13 protein-coding genes are annotated in these 15,746 nt (G+C 71.8%); 10 read left to right on the top strand and 3 right to left on the bottom strand.

The window, feature by feature from the left end; translation table 11 throughout:
* Positions 1 to 108 precede the first annotated feature (108 nt).
* Positions 109 to 1,530, top strand: a complete 1,422-nt coding sequence (locus WMF33_RS08605) for an MATE family efflux transporter (protein ID WP_437336691.1) — start codon at positions 109 to 111, stop codon at positions 1,528 to 1,530.
* 125 nt (positions 1,531 to 1,655) lie between these two features.
* On the opposite strand, the gene WMF33_RS08600 is transcribed toward WMF33_RS08605, so the two are convergent.
* Together WMF33_RS08600 and WMF33_RS08595 are read right to left on the bottom strand one after the other, a co-directional pair.
* Positions 1,656 to 2,135, bottom strand: a complete 480-nt coding sequence (locus WMF33_RS08600; RefSeq protein ID WP_437336690.1) for an N-acetyltransferase family protein — start codon at positions 2,133 to 2,135, stop codon at positions 1,656 to 1,658.
* A gap of 75 nt (positions 2,136 to 2,210) precedes the next feature.
* Positions 2,211 to 3,605, bottom strand: coding sequence for a multicopper oxidase family protein (locus tag WMF33_RS08595; RefSeq protein WP_437336689.1), 1,395 nt, complete (start codon positions 3,603 to 3,605; stop codon positions 2,211 to 2,213).
* A 259-nt stretch (positions 3,606 to 3,864) separates the two neighbouring features.
* On the opposite strand from WMF33_RS08595, the gene WMF33_RS08590 reads away from it, so the two are divergent.
* From WMF33_RS08590 to WMF33_RS08580, 3 genes are read left to right on the top strand one after another with little or no spacing between them, the layout of a single operon-like run.
* Positions 3,865 to 4,692 carry a caspase family protein gene (locus WMF33_RS08590; RefSeq protein WP_437336688.1) on the top strand — a complete coding sequence of 276 codons (828 nt, stop codon included), beginning with the start codon at positions 3,865 to 3,867 and terminating at the stop codon, positions 4,690 to 4,692.
* A 58-nt stretch (positions 4,693 to 4,750) separates the two neighbouring features.
* Positions 4,751 to 5,395: a hypothetical protein gene (locus WMF33_RS08585; protein ID WP_437336687.1), complete on the top strand. Its 645-nt coding sequence runs from the start codon at positions 4,751 to 4,753 to the stop codon at positions 5,393 to 5,395.
* Positions 5,392 to 7,134 carry a hypothetical protein gene (locus tag WMF33_RS08580; protein WP_437336686.1) on the top strand — a complete coding sequence of 581 codons (1,743 nt, stop codon included), beginning with the start codon at positions 5,392 to 5,394 and terminating at the stop codon, positions 7,132 to 7,134. The genes WMF33_RS08585 and WMF33_RS08580 overlap by 4 nt, the downstream gene beginning before the upstream one ends.
* Before the next feature lie 13 nt (positions 7,135 to 7,147).
* Here the strand turns inward: WMF33_RS08580 and WMF33_RS08575 are convergent, their stop codons facing one another.
* On the bottom strand, positions 7,148 to 7,585 hold the full coding sequence (locus WMF33_RS08575; protein ID WP_437336685.1) for a response regulator: 438 nt from the start codon (positions 7,583 to 7,585) through the stop codon (positions 7,148 to 7,150).
* Positions 7,586 to 7,764: 179 nt separating this feature from the next.
* Between WMF33_RS08575 and WMF33_RS08570 the strand changes: the two genes are divergently transcribed.
* The 6 genes from WMF33_RS08570 to WMF33_RS08545 all read left to right on the top strand — a co-directional run bounded on the left by WMF33_RS08570 (position 7,765) and on the right by WMF33_RS08545 (position 15,743).
* Complete coding sequence (locus WMF33_RS08570; protein ID WP_437336684.1) at positions 7,765 to 8,340, top strand: NAD(P)H-dependent oxidoreductase; 576 nt, start codon at positions 7,765 to 7,767, stop codon at positions 8,338 to 8,340.
* Positions 8,341 to 8,600: 260 nt separating this feature from the next.
* Positions 8,601 to 10,637 carry an ABC transporter ATP-binding protein gene (locus WMF33_RS08565; RefSeq protein WP_437336683.1) on the top strand — a complete coding sequence of 679 codons (2,037 nt, stop codon included), beginning with the start codon at positions 8,601 to 8,603 and terminating at the stop codon, positions 10,635 to 10,637.
* Between the two features lie 172 nt (positions 10,638 to 10,809).
* Positions 10,810 to 12,465: a glycerol-3-phosphate dehydrogenase/oxidase gene (locus tag WMF33_RS08560; RefSeq protein ID WP_437336682.1), complete on the top strand. Its 1,656-nt coding sequence runs from the start codon at positions 10,810 to 10,812 to the stop codon at positions 12,463 to 12,465.
* Positions 12,466 to 13,253: 788 nt separating this feature from the next.
* Positions 13,254 to 14,099, top strand: a complete 846-nt coding sequence (locus WMF33_RS08555) for a hypothetical protein (RefSeq protein WP_437336681.1) — start codon at positions 13,254 to 13,256, stop codon at positions 14,097 to 14,099.
* On the top strand, positions 14,096 to 15,127 hold the full coding sequence (locus WMF33_RS08550; RefSeq protein ID WP_437336680.1) for a hypothetical protein: 1,032 nt from the start codon (positions 14,096 to 14,098) through the stop codon (positions 15,125 to 15,127). The genes WMF33_RS08555 and WMF33_RS08550 overlap by 4 nt, the downstream gene beginning before the upstream one ends.
* Positions 15,128 to 15,299: 172 nt before the next feature.
* Positions 15,300 to 15,743 (top strand): response regulator, encoded by a 444-nt coding sequence (locus tag WMF33_RS08545; protein ID WP_020733683.1) that lies wholly within the window; start codon positions 15,300 to 15,302, stop codon positions 15,741 to 15,743.
* Positions 15,744 to 15,746 lie beyond the last annotated feature (3 nt).

Below are 15,746 nucleotides of genomic sequence, written 5' to 3'. Positions count from 1 at the left end.
CGATCGCCGGTCGAGCCTCTCGCTGGATGACCCGCCGCGCTCGGCTCCCCTGGCCGCGTTGACGCAGCGCGGCCACGGGGATAATCGGCGGCCCCTCATGGAGCTCGCATGAGCCGTACTTCGCTCGCGCCCTCCGGCGCCGACGCTGGCGCCGAGCTGCGTACGCTGGCCCGACTCGCGCTGCCGATCACCCTCGCTCAGATCGGCCTCGTGTCCATGGGCCTTGTCGACACGGCGATCATCGGCCGCGCCTCGGTCCAGGATCTCGCGGCCATCGGCGTCGCTCGCTCCATCATGTTCGCGGCGACCTCGTTCGGGATGGGCGTCGCGTTCGCCCTCGAGCCGCTCGCGTCCCAGGCGATCGGCGCCGGCCAGCCCGCGCAGGCGTGGGCGGCGCTGCGGTCGACGCTCCGCGCCTGCGCGCTCCTCTCGCTGCCGAGCGTCGCGCTCTCGTTCCCCGCGACGCTGCTGCTCGAGCCGATCGGCGTCGAGGCCGCGCTCATCCCGGGCGTGCGCGCGTACCTGCTCGGCCACGCTCCCGGGTTCTTCCCGTTCCTCGCGCACCTCGCGTACCGGACGTTCCTGCAGGCCCACGGCGAGACGCGGCCCGCGCTGGTCGCCTCCGTCGCCGCCAACGTCGTCAACGCGGCGCTCTGCGGGCTGCTCGTGCGCGGCGACGACATGCTCGCGTGGCTGCGCCTCCCGCCGGTCGGGCTGCCGCGCCTCGGCGCCCTGGGCGCCGGGCTCGCGACGAGCGCCGGCAGCCTCGTCCTCGCCGCCGTCGTCCTCCGCGCGGCGCGAGCCGGCGCCGCCGCGCCGCGCGGAGGACGACGGCCCGCGCCTCCGCGCGAGCGCGTCGCGACCGGGGCGGTCTTCCGCCTCGGCGTGCCCATCGGGCTGCACCTGCTCGTCGGCAGCGGCGCCTTCGCGGTCCTCGGGATGATCGTGGGGCGCCTCGGCGCCCCCACCGTCTCGGCGCACCAGATCGCCCTCGGGCTCGCGAGCTTCACCTTCATGGGCGCGCTCGGCGTCGCGGGCGCAACGTCGGTGCGCGTCGGCCACGCCATCGGCGCCGGCGCCCCTCCGCGGCGATCCGCGCTGCTCGGGCTCGCCCTCGGCACGTCCGTCATGACGTGCGGCGCCCTCCTGTTCGCCCTGGCCCCGCGCCGGCTCGTCGGCCTGTTCACGTCGGACGCCGAGGTGCTGAACATCGGCGTCCAGCTGCTCTATGTGGCCGCGCTGTTCCAGCTCTTCGACGGCGTCCAGGTGGTCGCGGCCGGGGCGCTGCGCGGCGCGGGGGACGTGCGGTTTCCGTTCCTCGCCAACATCGCCTCTCACTGGCTGGTCGGCTTCCCGCTCACGCTCCTGTTCGGCTTCGCGCTGAGCCTCGGCGCACAAGGGCTCTGGTGGGGGCTCACGGCAGGGCTCGTGACGAACTCGGTGCTCCTCGTCGTCCGGCTCCTGCGCCTCACGGGGGGCAAGATCGTCCGCGCCGGGGTCGGCGCCGCCGGCGCGGCGCGGGTCGCCTGAGGGGAGCCGCGTGCCGCTCACCCTCTGGAGCGGTATGCCCGCCACCTCGATCGATGCCATCGCTCCGCGCGCTGGTCTCGTCCTGCATATCCCCAATCGCGCGCTCGGGCGGCGGCACGCGGACGTCAGCCGAGGCGCTTTCTCATGCTGAGGCTCGTGAGCCGGTAGCCGAGCGACTCGTAGAGCCCCCGCGCCGGAGCGTTCTGCGCGAAGACGTGCAGCTCGATGTCCCGCGCGCCCAGGCCGCGGGCGACCTCCTCGGCGAGGGCCATGACCCGGCGCCCGATCCCCCGGCCGCGGGCGTCCTCGCGCAGGTGGATGTCGTAGAGGAACGCGCTGCGAAACCCGTCCGCGCTGGTCATGCCGATCCAGAGGTGGCCGACCACGGCGCTGCCCTCCAGCACCGAATAGATGTGGTGGTCGGGGGTCGCGAGCCCCTGCGGCAGGAACGCCTCGATCTGGGAGCGCGCGTTGCGCTGCTCGTCCTCCGTCCGCGCGTCCACGGCGCTCGCGCGCTGCTCCGCGTACGAGCAGGCCACGAGCTCGACGAAGGCCTCGAGCTCCGCGATCTCGAGCGGCCGTAGAGAGATGGGCAGATCCGGCATGGCGCCAGGTTACCACCAGATGGCGCAGGAGGCCCACGTCGCCCCGGACGGAGGCGCCGATCGGCCCCGGCGCCGTCACTGGATGACGTGCAGCATCCCCATCATGCCGGCCTCGGCGTGGTCGAGGATATGGCAATGGAACATCCACATTCCCGGCCGGTTGTCGTAGCGGACCGCGAAGCGCGCCGCCCCGTCGACAGGCACGTTCACCGTGTCCTTCCACTCCATCGGCCGCACCGGCTTCCCGTCCGCGCCGAGCACCTGGAAGAAGAAGCCGTGCAGGTGGAACGGGTGGTCGAAATCCATCGTGTTCTCCACGGTCCACACCGAGGTCTCGCCCACCGCTGCCACGAGCGGCTCCGCCTTCCAGGAGGGCACGCCGTTGATGCCCATCTCCACGCCGCCCGGGCTCTCCTGCTGCGTGAGCTTCAGATCGACGCGCGTCGCCGCCGCCGTGTCGAGCGCCGGGATGTCCCTCCCCACCTCGGGGAGCGGCGCGTCCTCGGCCGCGGGCTCGTCCGCGAGGCGGAGGCGGAACGCCTCGACCTCCGGCCTCCCGAACGTGGCGCCATAGCCGCGGTCGTAAGGCACCCAGCGCACCGGGAGCGTCGAGCCCGGCGCGCCGCGCGGCACGATCAGGACGTCGGCGCGCTCGCCCGGGGTGAGCAGGATCCTGTCCGTCGTGACGGGGCGCTCGAGGAGCCCGCCGTCGCCGCCGATCCGGGTGAACCGGTGATCCGCGATCATGAGCTGGTAATAACGGGACTTGGCCGCATTGACGATGCGCCACCGCTGCCTGAGCCCGGCGCGCGCCTCGATCACCGGGTTCACCCGCCCGTTCACGAGGAGCAGGTCACCCTCGCGCCCGAACAGCGTGCCGAGGTTGCCGCCCACTTGCGGGTCCTCGAGCGTGCCGTCGTCGCGCAGGCTGATGTCGCTGAGCACGAGGACGAGCGCGTCGCCGAGCCCCGCAGGCTCGCTCGGGTCCTCGACGAGCAGCGGGCCGTAGAGGCCATTGCCCGCCTGGACGGCGGAGTCGACGTGCGGGTGGTACCAGTAGAGCCCCGCGTCGGGGACGACGAAGTCGTAGGTGAAGCCGCCGCCCGGCGGCGTCTCGGGCTGGCTGTGCCCGGGCGCGCCGTCCATCGCCGCCAGCAAGCGTATGCCGTGCCAGTGAATCGTCGTGGGCGCCGGGAGCTCGTTGCGGAAATTCACGATCACGCGATCACCCACCCTGGCGCGGATCAGCGGGCCTGGCAGTCCGCCGTCATACGTCCAGGTGGGCGTCCGCTTGCCGGGCACGATCTCGACCTCCTCGACGCGCGCGGTCAGATCGACCTCGACGACATCCGGCCTGGCGTCGCGATCGAGCGCCGGCCGCAGCGCCACCGCGCTGTCCCACCCCTCGGGCTGAGACGGGCGATCGGCCGCGCATCCGGCGGCGGCGGCGGCGACGAGCAAAGGGCTCACGAAAAGGAAGAGAGGGCGTTCGTACGGCATGTTGCGGGGACCGACTTTACCACGCGAACGGCGGAGGACCCGCGCGTTCTCGTGCGGCCGGCGGCGCCGCCCGCGCGGCCCCGGGGACACCGCGCTCCCGGGGGCTGCGGCGCGCGCGTGCCGCTCGACCTCGCTCGCGCTTTTCTCTGGACAGGCGCCAAGGTAGGGCGCGATATTACGCTGTCGGCCTCTCATTGGTTTCATGCGGCTCGATAGAATGGAGCACCGAATGAAGAAGCGCGCCTTGCTCGTTGGCATCAACGACTACGCAGGCAATCCGCTCGCCGGTCCGGTGAACGACGTCGCGTTGATGGGCGAGTTCCTCAGAGACCGGTGTGGTTTCAGCGTCGACACGGAGATCGTCTCCGCCGTGCAGATGGCAGGTACCAAGTCGGACATCCTGGAGGGGCTCCAGTGGCTCGTGCGCGAAGCCGAGCCGCAGGATCAGCTCCTCTTCCACTTCAGCGGCCACGGCGACCAGCTCGACGCGTCGGAGGACGCCGGAGAGCTCGATCGGCTCGACGAGGTGCTCTGCGCGCTCGGCTTCGACAGGACGAACGCCACGTCGATCCGCGACGACGAGCTCACCGCGCTGTTCTCCACCCTGCCCAGGGGCGCGCACGTCGTGTGGACCTGCGACTCCTGCCACGCTGGCGGAATGCCCCCGGCGTCGGCGCGGGGAGGACAGCCGGCGGCCGAGAACAGGACCGCTCGCGGCTGGAGCGCCGCCGCGGCCCCCGAGCCCCGGAGCGCGCGGGGGAACGATCGGAGGCGCGCGGAGCGCCGGATGCGCAGGGCGATGAGCGAGCTCCCCGTCGTCTTCATCGGCGCCTGCACCGAGGGGCAGCGCGCGTACGAAGGCCCTCTGGGCGGCCGGGTCCACGGGGCGCTCACCTATCACCTCGTCCGGGAGCTCGAGCAGCCCGGCGGGCTGACGGCCTCGCTCGCGCGGATCGTCGAGAGCGCGACGCGCGCCATGAACCGCGCCGGGTACGCCCAGGATGCCGTCCTCGCGGCGCCGCGCGGGCGCGAGGCGGCTCCGCTCTTCGGGCGATGAGCGGGAGCAGGGCATTCTCGCGCTCTCACGCGGGCGAATCGCCAGGAGACGAACAATCATGACGGACCAACACAGGTGGCCGATCGGGCTCATCATGCTCGCCGCGCTCTCTTCGTCAGGGTGCCCCGAGGACCCGGAGGTGGAGAGGTATCTCATCGTCGCGCCGGCCGCGAAGCAGCCGGGCTCGCCGGCGCTGGGGACCAGCGTGCTCGTCCAGCAACGAGGGGGCGCCTACCTGCGCCTGAAGACGATCGCGGGCAAGCTCGATCTGTCGACGGGCGCGCCCGGCAGAGCCGCGCGACAGCCATCGTGCATCCCCGCGCCCCCGCCCGGGGAGCCGCTGTTCTTCCTCGTGCTACCGGACGATGTCGAGTGCGAGCTGTACGTCGATCTCCTCGGGCCCGGCCGCGGCGACGGCGCCCCGGCCTGCTCGGGGCCGCTGCTCGCGAGCCGGCTCCTGCCGGTCACGAACGTGCGGCAGAACCCCTCCGGTGACGGCGGGGGAGGCGCGGGGGGTACGGGCGGGGACGGCGGCACAGGCGGCGCGGGCGGGGACGGCGGCACCGGCGGCACAGGCGGCGCGGGCGGGGACGGCGGCGCGGGCGGCACGGGCGGCACGGGCGGCGGCGGCGCGGGCGGCGCGGGCGGCGCGGGCGGCGCGGGCGGCGCGGGCGGCAGCGGCACAGGAGGGGATGAACCGTGAATGAGAGGCGGGAGCGCACGCTCCTCAAGTCAAATCATGATGCGCCGTGGGTGCGGATCGCGCGCATCGCGGCGGCCATCTGCGCGATCCTCCTCACGACGAGCACCGTCCGTGCAAACGGCACATGCAGGGACGTCAAGCAAATATGCAACGGCGACGATGACAAGACGTGCGTCGGGAAGCTGAGCGGCGTATTGCTCAACCTCAAGACGGAGGTCAAAAACGAGATAGACGCTCTCGAGAGACGCGCCCCCGCCGCCCCCAGCGCCAGCGTGGCAGCCGCGGTGAATGACGCAAAGACCAAGAGCGACGCGTTCCTCGCGAGCCGCCAGACCGCGTCCAACGCTACAGGTACGGACGCCGAGAAGAGGGCGGCAGCGGTCAAAGCCATCGACGATCACTGCGATTACGTCAACGCGAGGAACAAGGCAGACCAGGAGCTCTCGAGGCCCCCGGCTGTCCCCCCCAGCGGCCTCGCGGCTCCGATACAGGACTGCAGCGATCCTGCCAAGGCGAGCGCTTGCATCAACCAGCTGCTCAGCGAGGCCGCCAAGGCCCAGAACGACCTCACGTCTGCCGTGGCGGCGGGCAAACGGCTCGCGGAGGAGCTGAGCGAGGACATCCCCGCCATCGCGGGCCGCGCCGAGGAGGTTCACGATCGGCTCGACGAGATCGACGTCGCAGCGATCGTCGATTCGCTGACGAAGCAAGCCAGCGATCCGAACCTGAACGACGCGACGAAGGCGTTGAAGGCCTATGAATCGCTGCGCGCCGTGGGCGCGCTGGTCGCCGCCGCCGGCGCTTTGCAGGCGGAGCGCCAGGAGATCCAGCAGATCTGCACGAGCTCATGCAAGGCCCCTGGCGCCTTCTGCATCGACGCCAGATCGGGCGAGCCGCTCTGTAAGGGTCTGACGCCTGACGTCTACTCGCTCGTCGGCTCTCTATCCCCTGGAGACAAGCTGCTCGTGCGCGTGTTCGGCGAGGCTGCGCTCAAGGACGAGCTCAAGCTCTCGGTGAGCTTCATCCGCTCGCCGGACCGCCGCTTCGACGACCGGGCGAAGGGCGACCGGGCTCCCCCGAAGCTCGAGCTCCTCGCGGAGCAGACCGGGGAGGCCCCCGAGGACACGTCGATCACGTCGCTGAAGATCCGCTACGAGCTCGCGGGCGACGGACCCGAGAGCGCGATCGACGAATCGTACGCCGTGCCCATCGATCACGGGCAGTACTACCTCGAGTTCGGCGCCCTCTTCCCGCTCGTGATCGACGGGTCGCGGCGCGTCGTCCAGACCACGGTCCCCGGCGCCGGCGGCGAGCGACGTCTCTCGGTCCAGGAGGACTGGAGCGTCAATCCATCGATCGTGCTCAACGTCTTTCCCGGGGGCCGGCGCCGCGGCGTCATCTCATCGTTCCAGGACATGCGGCTTTCGACGACGCTGGGCGACCTGCTCGGGGTGCAGGCCGGCGTGGACCTCGACCTCGGCGAGCCCTTCGATCGCATCTTCCTCGGCGGGGTGATCGAGCCCGTGGCGGGCCTCAGCTTCAACGCCGGCGTGGCCTTCGTCCAGCAGGAGTACCTCCCCGCGGGCCACGCGGAGGACATGATCCTGCCGGCCGGAGAGTCCGTGTCGCCCGTGCGCCGATACGCTCCTCGTTTTTACTTCGGTGCCACGCTGACGCTCGACATCGTGAACACCGCGACGACGGCCACCACCAGCTTCGCGGGCGCGCTCAAGCGCTGAGCTCGCTCCGGCGTCAGATGTACCGCCTCACCGCGTCGAGCAGCGCGGCGAGGTTCACGGGCTTCTTCAGGATGTCGACGGGCCCGAGCTCGGCCGCGCGCGGCGCCGCCCCCGCCGTGAGCACGACCACCGGGACGTCGGCGATCGCCGGAATGCGCAGCTGCTCCGCGCGGAAGGCATACCCGTCCATCATCGGCATCATCAGATCGAGGACGATGAGCGCCGGCGCCGGCGCGTCGCGGAGCCTGGCCAGCGCCTCGGCGCCGTTCCTGGCCGTCATCACCTGGTAGCCCTCGTCCGACAGGACACCCACGAGCGCGTCGCTGACGCCCTGGTCGTCCTCGATGACGAGGATCGCCCGCGATCGCGCGGGGCCGCCCTCCGCGGCGCCGCGCCCAGGAGCGCGCAGGGCATCATCCTTATCGCCCGAGCGCGGTCCGTTCGCGACCATGGAGGCCCCATAAAGCTTTCCCCCACAGCGCGCAATTTGAATCGCCCCGCGGCGCACGGCGCGCGGAAGGATCGCCCGCGACGAACCGCTCAGGCCCCTGCGCGCAGCGAGCTCGTCAGGAGCGGCGCGGCGCGCGACGGCGCGAGACCGCGGTACGGGCGCTGCATCCTTGCGGCCCCATGAACGTGGCCGTGATCTTCTATTCCCTTTATGGCGATACGGCCGCGCTCGCCGCCGCGGTCGCCGAGGGCGCCGAACAGGCCGGAGCGACCGTGCGGCTCCGGCAGATCGCCGATCTCGCGGCGCCGCAGGAGCGCTGGAGGACGAGTGAGCGGATCCGTGCCCTGCGGGAACACCTCGCCTGCGTCCCGGTGGCGCGCCGCGACGACCTCCTCTGGGCCGACGGCATCGCCCTCGGCTCGCCTGCGCGCTACGGCACGATGAGCGCCGAGCTCCGCCGCTTCCTCGACGGAGCGAGGCAGCTCTCGGGCGATCTCGCCGGCAAGGTGGCGTCCGTGTTCTGCTCGCCCTCGCCGATCGCGGGGGCGCAGCGCGCCGCCCTCCAGGCGATGATCGTCTCCCTCCTCAGCCATGGAGTCCTTGTCCAGCCCCCCGCCCGCGCCGCGATGGATCCGCCGGACACCGCCGCCCGGCGCGGCGGCCCGCCCCGGGCGAGCTCGGGCGAGCTCGATCTTACGCTCGCGCGCGCGCTCGGCGGCCGCCTCGCCCTGACGGGACAACAGACGCGCAGGTGAGCGCGGCGCGACGGCCGCGCCGCCGGCCTGTGCCGTGACCGCGCCGCCGCGGCGAGCCCTGGAGTCCCGGACAACCGCGCAGCAAATCAGCAGGAGCTCTGCTCCTCTCCTGCACATTGCAGTGAGCGCGGCCGCGAGGGGCTGTTACATCTGCGCCGATACCTCGCTACCGGTCGGAACCGATGGACCGTCAGGCGGGGCCCGACGCGCGGGCCGCCGGCGGCCACCTCAGCCGTAGACAGGAGAGAGCTCAGCGAACCATGAGCGCACAAGCTCACCGCAAGGACTATCACCCTTCGCCGCGGCGCGGGGGCAGGATCGGGCCGTCGAGGCGCTCGCCGTCGATGGCCGCCGAGCGGCGCGCCGCGCCGAGCCGCGCGGCGGCCGGCGGGGCTCGGCTCCGGTTCTTCCTCCGCGTGGGCGCCTATTTCACGGCGGAGTGGGCGCGCATCGGCGCGCTCTCCCTCCTGGTCTGCGTCTCCATCGCGATCAGCCTCCTCCAGGTGTGGCCCGTCGCCGTGATCGTGGATCTCATCTCGAGCGGGCCGCGCAACGAGGACCTCGTCCACCGCCTCCTGCTCGCCCCGCTCCCGGACAGCCTGCTCGGCCGCGTCCTCGGGCTCGCGGCGATGACGCTCGTCCTCCGCGTGGCGCAGGAGTTCGTGGGCATGGGCCGCGCCCTGCTCAACTTCCGCATCGGCTACGGCGGGCTCACGCGCGTGCGCTGCGACGTGTACAGGAAGCTCCAGGCGCTCCACATCGGCTATCACCGGGCGCAGCCGCAAGGGGACGCCCTCTACCGGCTCAACCAGGACGCCGCCGGGTTCCACGGGATCCTCAACGTGGCCGTCGCGGTGATGGGGAGCGCGCTGACGCTCGCGGTGATGATCTGCATCATGGCCTCGCGCAGCCTGCCGCTCACGCTGCTCGCGCTCGCGGTCGTGCCGCCGCTCCTGCTCACGAACCAGCGGTTCGGGCGCGCGCTGCACAAGCGGTGCACCGAGGCGAAGGAGGTCGAGAGCGAGCTCACGACGTCCGTGCAGCGCTCGATGGCCTCGATCGGCCTCGTCCAGGCGTTCGGCCGCGAGGCGGACGAGGAGGCGCGCTTCCACGCGACGCTGCGCAACAGCGTGAAGGCGTGGCTCAGGCTGCACCACGACGAGCTCGGCCACATGCTCACCGTGGGCTCGATCCTCGGGCTCGGCGGCGCGCTGGTGCTCGGCTACGGCGGCTACCTCGTCGTCGAGGCGCGCAGCGGCGCGGGCGACTCCGCCATGACGCTGGGCGCGCTCACGGCGTTCCTCGGCTACCTCGGCATGCTCTACGATCCGCTCTGCAAGCTGACCGGCGCCGGCGCCGCGGTGCAGGGCGGCGTCGCGGGCGCCCAGCGCGTCTTCGAGGTGCTGGACCGCGATCAGGCGGTGGTCGACGCGCACGACGCGGCGACGCTGCCGACCGAGCCGCGCGTGCTCTCGCTCGACGGGGTCGGGTTCGAGTACCGCACGGGCCACCCGGTGCTGCGCGGGGTCGACGCGACGATCCGGCCGGGGCAGATGGTCGCGTTCGTGGGATCGGTCGGCTCCGGCAAGACCACGCTGCTCAGCCTGCTGCCGCGCTTCCACAACCCGACGCGCGGCGCGCTGAGGCTCGACGGCATCGACACGCGCGCGATCCGCGTGGCCGACCTGCGCCGGCACATCGCGCTCGTCCTCCAGGACAGCATCCTCCTGCCGGCCACGATCGCGGAGAACATCGCCTACGGCCGCCCCTTCGCGACCGACGGCGAGATCCGGAGGGCGGCCGAGATGGCGGGCGCGGCGGGCTTCATCGAGGCGCTGCCGGACGGCTACGGGACGCAGATCGCCGACGGCGGGCTCAACCTGTCGGCCGGGCAGCGGCAGCGCATCGCCATCGCGCGCGCGCTGCTGACGGACGCGCCCATCCTCGTGATCGACGAGCCGACCGACGGGCTCGACGCCGAGCACGAGCGGACCATCGGCGAGGCGCTCCGCGCGCTGAAGGGCCACCGGACGATCATCCTGATGAGCCACCGCCTCAGCACGGTCGTCGACTGCGATCAGATCTTCGTGCTGGAGCGCGGCCGCATCGTCGAGCGCGGCGCGCACGCGGAGCTCCTGCGCCGGGACGGCGTCTACACCACGATGGCGCGGTGGCAGCACCTGCACACCGGCCACGCCGGCGGTCCGAAGAGCGGCCCGCGCCGCGCCCTCCCGGCGCCGTCGCCCGACGCGCTCCGCTGCGACGACGGCCTGTGGGCCGATGGGCTGATGGGCTGAGGCGGGGCGGAGCGGCGGCGCGGCGCGCGCCCACGCGGCGTCGCGCCGCGCGCGGCGCGCGCGTCACGCCGCCGGAGCGGCGCTTTTCGGCCCGCCCGCCGCCCCCGGAGCCACGGAGACGTGATAGAGCTCCGGTGGCGCGAGAGCCGCGCCTCACGCCGGGTCGCCATCGATGCTGCGGGCCACGAACATCGACAGCTTGAGCCGCGGGACCTTCGACGTCCTCGTCCTCGGCGCCGGGATCAACGGCGCCGTCGCCGCCGCGGCCCTCGCCGCGAAGGGGGCCAAGGTCGCGCTGATCGACCGCGGCGACTTCGCCGGATTCACGAGCCAGGAGTCGTCGAACCTCGCCTGGGGCGGCATCAAGTACATGGAGAGCTTCGAGTTTCCGCTCGTGCGGAAGCTCTGCAAGTCGAGGAACCTCCTGCTCAGGAGCTATCCGTCGTCGGTGCAGGAGATCCGGTTCTATACCGCGCATGAGCGAAGGTTCCGCCACGGCCTCTTCAAGCTCTTCCTCGGCACCTGGCTCTACTGGATCATCGGCAGCTTCTTCACGAAGATCCCCCGCCTGCTCTCCCGCCGGGTCATGGCGCGGGAAGAGCCCATCATCAACCTGGACGGCTGCGACGGAGGATTCGAGTACTCCGACGCGTACCTCGTCGACAACGACGCGCGGTTCGTCTGGGGCTTCGTCCGCGCCGCGCTCGATCACGGCGCGCGGGCGGCCAACTACGTCGAGTCGCTCGGCGCGCGGCGCGAGGGGGACGCGTGGCTCACGCGCGCCCGCGACGTCGTGACGGGGCGGGAGCTCGCCATCCGCTCGCGCGTGCTCGTGAACGCCTGCGGGCCGTTCGTGGACGCGCACAACGCGCTCACCGGTCAGCGGACGAGCCACAGGCACATCTTCTCGAAGGGCATCCACCTCATCGTGGAGCGGCTCACCCCGAGCCGCCGGGTGCTGACGTTCTTCGCCGACGACGGCCGGCTGTTCTTCGTGATCCCGATGGGCCCGAGGACGTGCATCGGCACGACCGACACCCGCGTCGAGAGCCCTCACGCCGTGGTGACGCCCGAGGATCGGCGCTTCGTGCTGTCGAACATCAACAAGCGCCTCAACCTGCCGCGGCCGCTCACCGAGGCGGACGTCATCGCCGAGCGCTGCGGGGTGCGCCCGCTCGCGGTCGCGAACGGCGGCGGCGGCGAGGACTGGCTGCAGCTCTCGCGCAAGCACGCCATCGAGGTCGACCGCGCGCAGGCCCACGTGAGCATCTTCGGCGGCAAGCTCACCGACTGCATCAACGTGGGCGAGGAGATCTGCGCCGCCGTGGAGGAGCTCGGCGTCGCGCTGCCCCGCCCGGCGCTGCGCTGGTACGGCGAGCCGGCCGAGGAGGTTCGTCACGAGTTCTTCCAAACGGCGCGCCGCCTCGATCTCGATGCGCTGACGCCGCCGCGCGCCGCGGAGCAGCTCAGCGCGCGGCTGTGGCGCCGGTACGGCGCAGCGGCGCGCGAGCTGCTCGAGGAGATCCGGCGCGACCCGAGGATGGCCGAGGCGCTGATCGAGGGGGCGGAGGACGTGCGGTGCGAGATCGCGCACGCGGCGCGGCACGAGATGATCGTGAAGCTCGAGGACTTCCTGCGGCGGCGCACGAAGATCTCGCTCCTCGTCCGCGCGGGCGAGCTCGCGAGGTCGCCCGGCCTCCGGGAGGCGTGCCGGATCCTCTTCGGGGACGACGCCGATCGGCGGCTCTCGGAGTACTTCCAGGAGCAGCACGGCGCCCGCGAGCGCGCGGAGGGGGAGGCGCCCCCCGCGGCGCAGCCGGTCCGGTAGCGCCGCGCCTCGGGCGGACCGCGCTCCACCGCGCGGCGATCCCGCCATTGAACAAGGCCCCACCAGGCCGCGGGTGGTGGCCGGATTCGAACATGAAGGCGGGAAGGCGGGAAGAAAAGGTCAATGATCTTCCCGCCTTCATGTGAATCACGCCGGGGCGAATCGGGCCACCGCCGGGCCCCGGCGACGGAGGGCGCGGGCGTCCCCCCTTTGCACGCCCGGTGCGTGGCAAGGTGAAGTCATCTGCCATTCCGTGCCTCATCGCTCCACATGTAGGTCGGCGAGGCACGATGTGCTGCGGCGTTCCGGATCGCCAGCGCCAGAATCCACCCGCAGGAAGGGCCTGAGACGCGGTGCGGCGCGCCACAACTGCAAGTGAGGAGATGGCGGCGCGCGCGGGCGACAGGCGCGCGACATCCAGTCCTGAGACGGCAGCACGCGTCGCGCGCGCACCGGTGTGCCGCGCGTAAGCGGCGACGCCGGCCGGGATCACGGTGGCGCTAGTTTTGCGCGGCGCGGCCCGCGAGTGTGTTGTTCCCGTCTCCAGGGCCCGCCGTTCGCCAAGCTCGTTCGGATCATGCCTTCGCCGCTTCTCGGCGCTTGACACGATCGCCTCCTCTCGGGCGCTTGACAAGGAGGGTTAATCGTCGGTTACGCTGTCCTCTTACGATGACCAGGAGGGGATGAAGCGGGTGGAAAGGAGTCGCAGGCGTTCCACACGGGGATCGCGATCAGCGGTCGAGCGGGCCTTGGGGCAGCTCGCGTCCCCAGCGCGGATCGCGCACCGCTTGAGTCCGCCTTGTGCGCGGCCAAACGACGCTCTGGCGGCGCCGGTCCGGCCGGGGACATTTCGCCGCATCGCCGAGCTGCTCGCCGCTCGGCTGGCCGGAGCCTTCCGACCGCGCCGCGCCGTCCAGCCCCCGCGGGCGCCGGCGGCGCTGCTCGCCGCGGCGCTGCTCCTCGGGAGCTGTCTCCTGCTGCTCAGTTCGCCGCTCACGGCCGGCCCCGAGGCCACGCTCTATGTCTATGCCGTCACGCCGCTTCGCGCTCGGGCGCTCGAGCAGAAAATCGAGGACGCGATGCCCGGCGTCGACGTGACGGTGTTCGGCAAGCTGAGCGATTTCAAGACGGCGCTCGAGGTCAGCCCGCCGAACGCGGCGCTGTCGCCCAGGCCGGTCCTGACGTCGCTCAACCGGGGCGTCGACCTCCAGGGTCTGAGGGCGGGGAGCGACGCAGAGCAATACCTCCTGGTCTCGACGAAATTGCTGGCCAGGGACATGCTCTCCTCCTTCCGGTACGGCATCGTCGACCTGGTCGAGCGAAAGTCGCTCCCGAGGTTCGTCGCCGGTCTGCTCGGCGTGAACGACGCGCCGGAGGTCCAGCGCGTCACCAAGATCGAAGATCTGCTGCAGCTGCTCCAGTTTCAAACGGCCGACGCGGTGCTCCTGCCGGAGCGGTTCCGCGCCGATTTCGAGTCCAAGAGCAAGATGAGCTTCACGATCCTGAGTCTCTCGACCGCCAAGGTCGGGCTTGTGGCGGTCACGTTCCTGAGCGAGCGTCAATCGATCGAGGGCGCGATCCGGAGGCTCCCGAAGCACGTGCTGGCGGATCTGGGGGTGGACGAATGGCGATGAAATCGACGCGTCCGCGCGGTCCGCGCTCGCTCTGGCGAGCCTCCACCCTGCTCGGGCTCCTCTTGCCCCTGAGCTGCTCGCCGGGCCCGTCCCCGCAGGCCGCCAGAGATCCGGCCCCGCTGTCCGAGGCGCCGCCTCCGGACGGCAAGCCGGTCATCTCCATCATCGCTCCCGCGGACTCGCAGCTCGAGGACATGCTGAAATCGCTCCGCGTCGAGCTCTCCGACGAATACCGTGTCACCATTTCCCCGCTGCGCGTCGAGGAGTCGGGCCCCGAGGCCGTGGGGCGGATCGTGTCGAGGGATCGCCCGCGCGCGGTGGTGCTGGTCAACAACTCGACCGTGCTCCTGTACCGCAGCTGGGTGCGCGCCGCCCCGACACCGCCGGTCGCGCTGATCCTGATGTCGTCCTTCGCCGAGGAGCTCCAGCGCACCGTCCCCAACTCGGTGGCGATCTCGTACGAGGTGCCGGCGGTCACGGCCATGGTGGGGCTGCGCACGCTGGGCCTCGACGTCCGCCAGGTCGGCGTCGTGTACCGCCAGGGCTTCGCCAGCCACATCGCCCGGCAAGAAGCCCTGATGCAGGTGGAGAAGCTGGCGTTCGTGAAGCAAGAGCTCTCGAACAAGCCGCGCGTCCAGGACCTCCGCGCCGCGCTGGTGAGGCTCCAGCGCGCCGAGGTTGACGCGATCTGGCTGCCGAACGACAATGGCCTGCTGAGCCCGACGTTCCTCACCGACGTCTGGCTGCCGTACGTGGATCGGCTCGGCGCGCCGGTGGTCGTGGCGGTGCGCTCCCTCGTGAACGAGCACGCGGAGTTCGGGACGTTCGCGGCCATCCCCGACACGCAGGCGCTTACGCTGCAGGCGGCGGATCTCCTCTACGAGCTCGGGGACGCGGACTGGAAGCTCCGAGCGTCGGACGTCCGCCTGCCCATCTCCGTGAAGCGCCTGGTCGACGTGCGGCTCGCGCGGCGCTTCGGCCTCGATTCCAGCCAGTTCGGAAAGGTTGACTTTCTCGTCGGTCGATAACCGCAGTTCGGAGGGGGACTGGAGACGCCATGCCGTTGCCTTTTCAAATGCATACAGGTCCCCGAAGCTGCGGGTCGGCTCGCGCCCTCCAAGGTCGTCATCGCTGCGCCTCGCCGGCCTCGCCGCGGCGGGAGCGTCGCGCGGCCCTGCGGCTGCCCCGGAGGATGCGCTCGTGATCCGGGTGCTCGTGATCGACGACGACGAGATCGCCCGCGAGGCGATGTGCAACGTCCTCGTCAGGGCTGGCTACGTCGTCTCCGAGCTGGCCACCCCCATCGGCGCGACGTCGGTCATCAAGCGGGACGGCATCACCGTGGTCGCGCTCGACATCAACATGCCGACCATCAACGGAGACAAGCTGGCCAAGCTGCTCCGGGAGAACGCGCACCTCTCGAACCTCGGGATCATCCTCGTCTCCGGCTGCGACGTCGAGCAGCTGAGCGCGATCGGCGAGAAGGTCGGCGCCGACGGCATCGTCTCGAAATCCAAGCTGCACGTCGCCCTGGCGCCCGCGGTCGAGCGCGCGGTGGCCGCGCGCGCCGCGAAGAGCGGCGCGACCTCATCGGTGACGACCCTCTCCGCGCCCCCGCCGGCCTCGTCGCGGCGTCCACGCTGAGTC

It is taken from the genome of Sorangium sp. So ce394 (genome assembly GCF_051474665.1).
In the GTDB taxonomy this organism is placed as follows: domain Bacteria; phylum Myxococcota_A; class Polyangia; order Polyangiales; family Polyangiaceae; genus Sorangium; species Sorangium cellulosum_D.
The sequence above is the reverse complement of the archived record's forward strand: the minus strand, read 5'-3'. Positions and strand labels throughout refer to the sequence as shown.

Excerpts from the sequence above, each read along its gene's own strand:
- WMF33_RS08605 (WP_437336691.1), top strand. The coding sequence starts at position 109 with ATGAGCCGTACTTCGCTCGCGCCCTCCGGCGCCGACGCTGGCGCCGAG.
- WMF33_RS08570 (WP_437336684.1), top strand. The coding sequence starts at position 7,765 with ATGAACGTGGCCGTGATCTTCTATTCCCTTTATGGCGATACGGCCGCG.
- WMF33_RS08565 (WP_437336683.1), top strand. The coding sequence starts at position 8,601 with ATGAGCGCACAAGCTCACCGCAAGGACTATCACCCTTCGCCGCGGCGC.
- WMF33_RS08560 (WP_437336682.1), top strand. The coding sequence starts at position 10,810 with ATGCTGCGGGCCACGAACATCGACAGCTTGAGCCGCGGGACCTTCGAC.
- WMF33_RS08550 (WP_437336680.1), top strand. The coding sequence starts at position 14,096 with ATGAAATCGACGCGTCCGCGCGGTCCGCGCTCGCTCTGGCGAGCCTCC.
- WMF33_RS08590 (WP_437336688.1), top strand. The coding sequence starts at position 3,865 with ATGAAGAAGCGCGCCTTGCTCGTTGGCATCAACGACTACGCAGGCAAT.
- WMF33_RS08600 (WP_437336690.1), bottom strand. The coding sequence starts at position 2,135 with ATGCCGGATCTGCCCATCTCTCTACGGCCGCTCGAGATCGCGGAGCTC.
- WMF33_RS08585 (WP_437336687.1), top strand. The coding sequence starts at position 4,751 with ATGACGGACCAACACAGGTGGCCGATCGGGCTCATCATGCTCGCCGCG.
- WMF33_RS08575 (WP_437336685.1), bottom strand. The coding sequence starts at position 7,585 with ATGGTCGCGAACGGACCGCGCTCGGGCGATAAGGATGATGCCCTGCGC.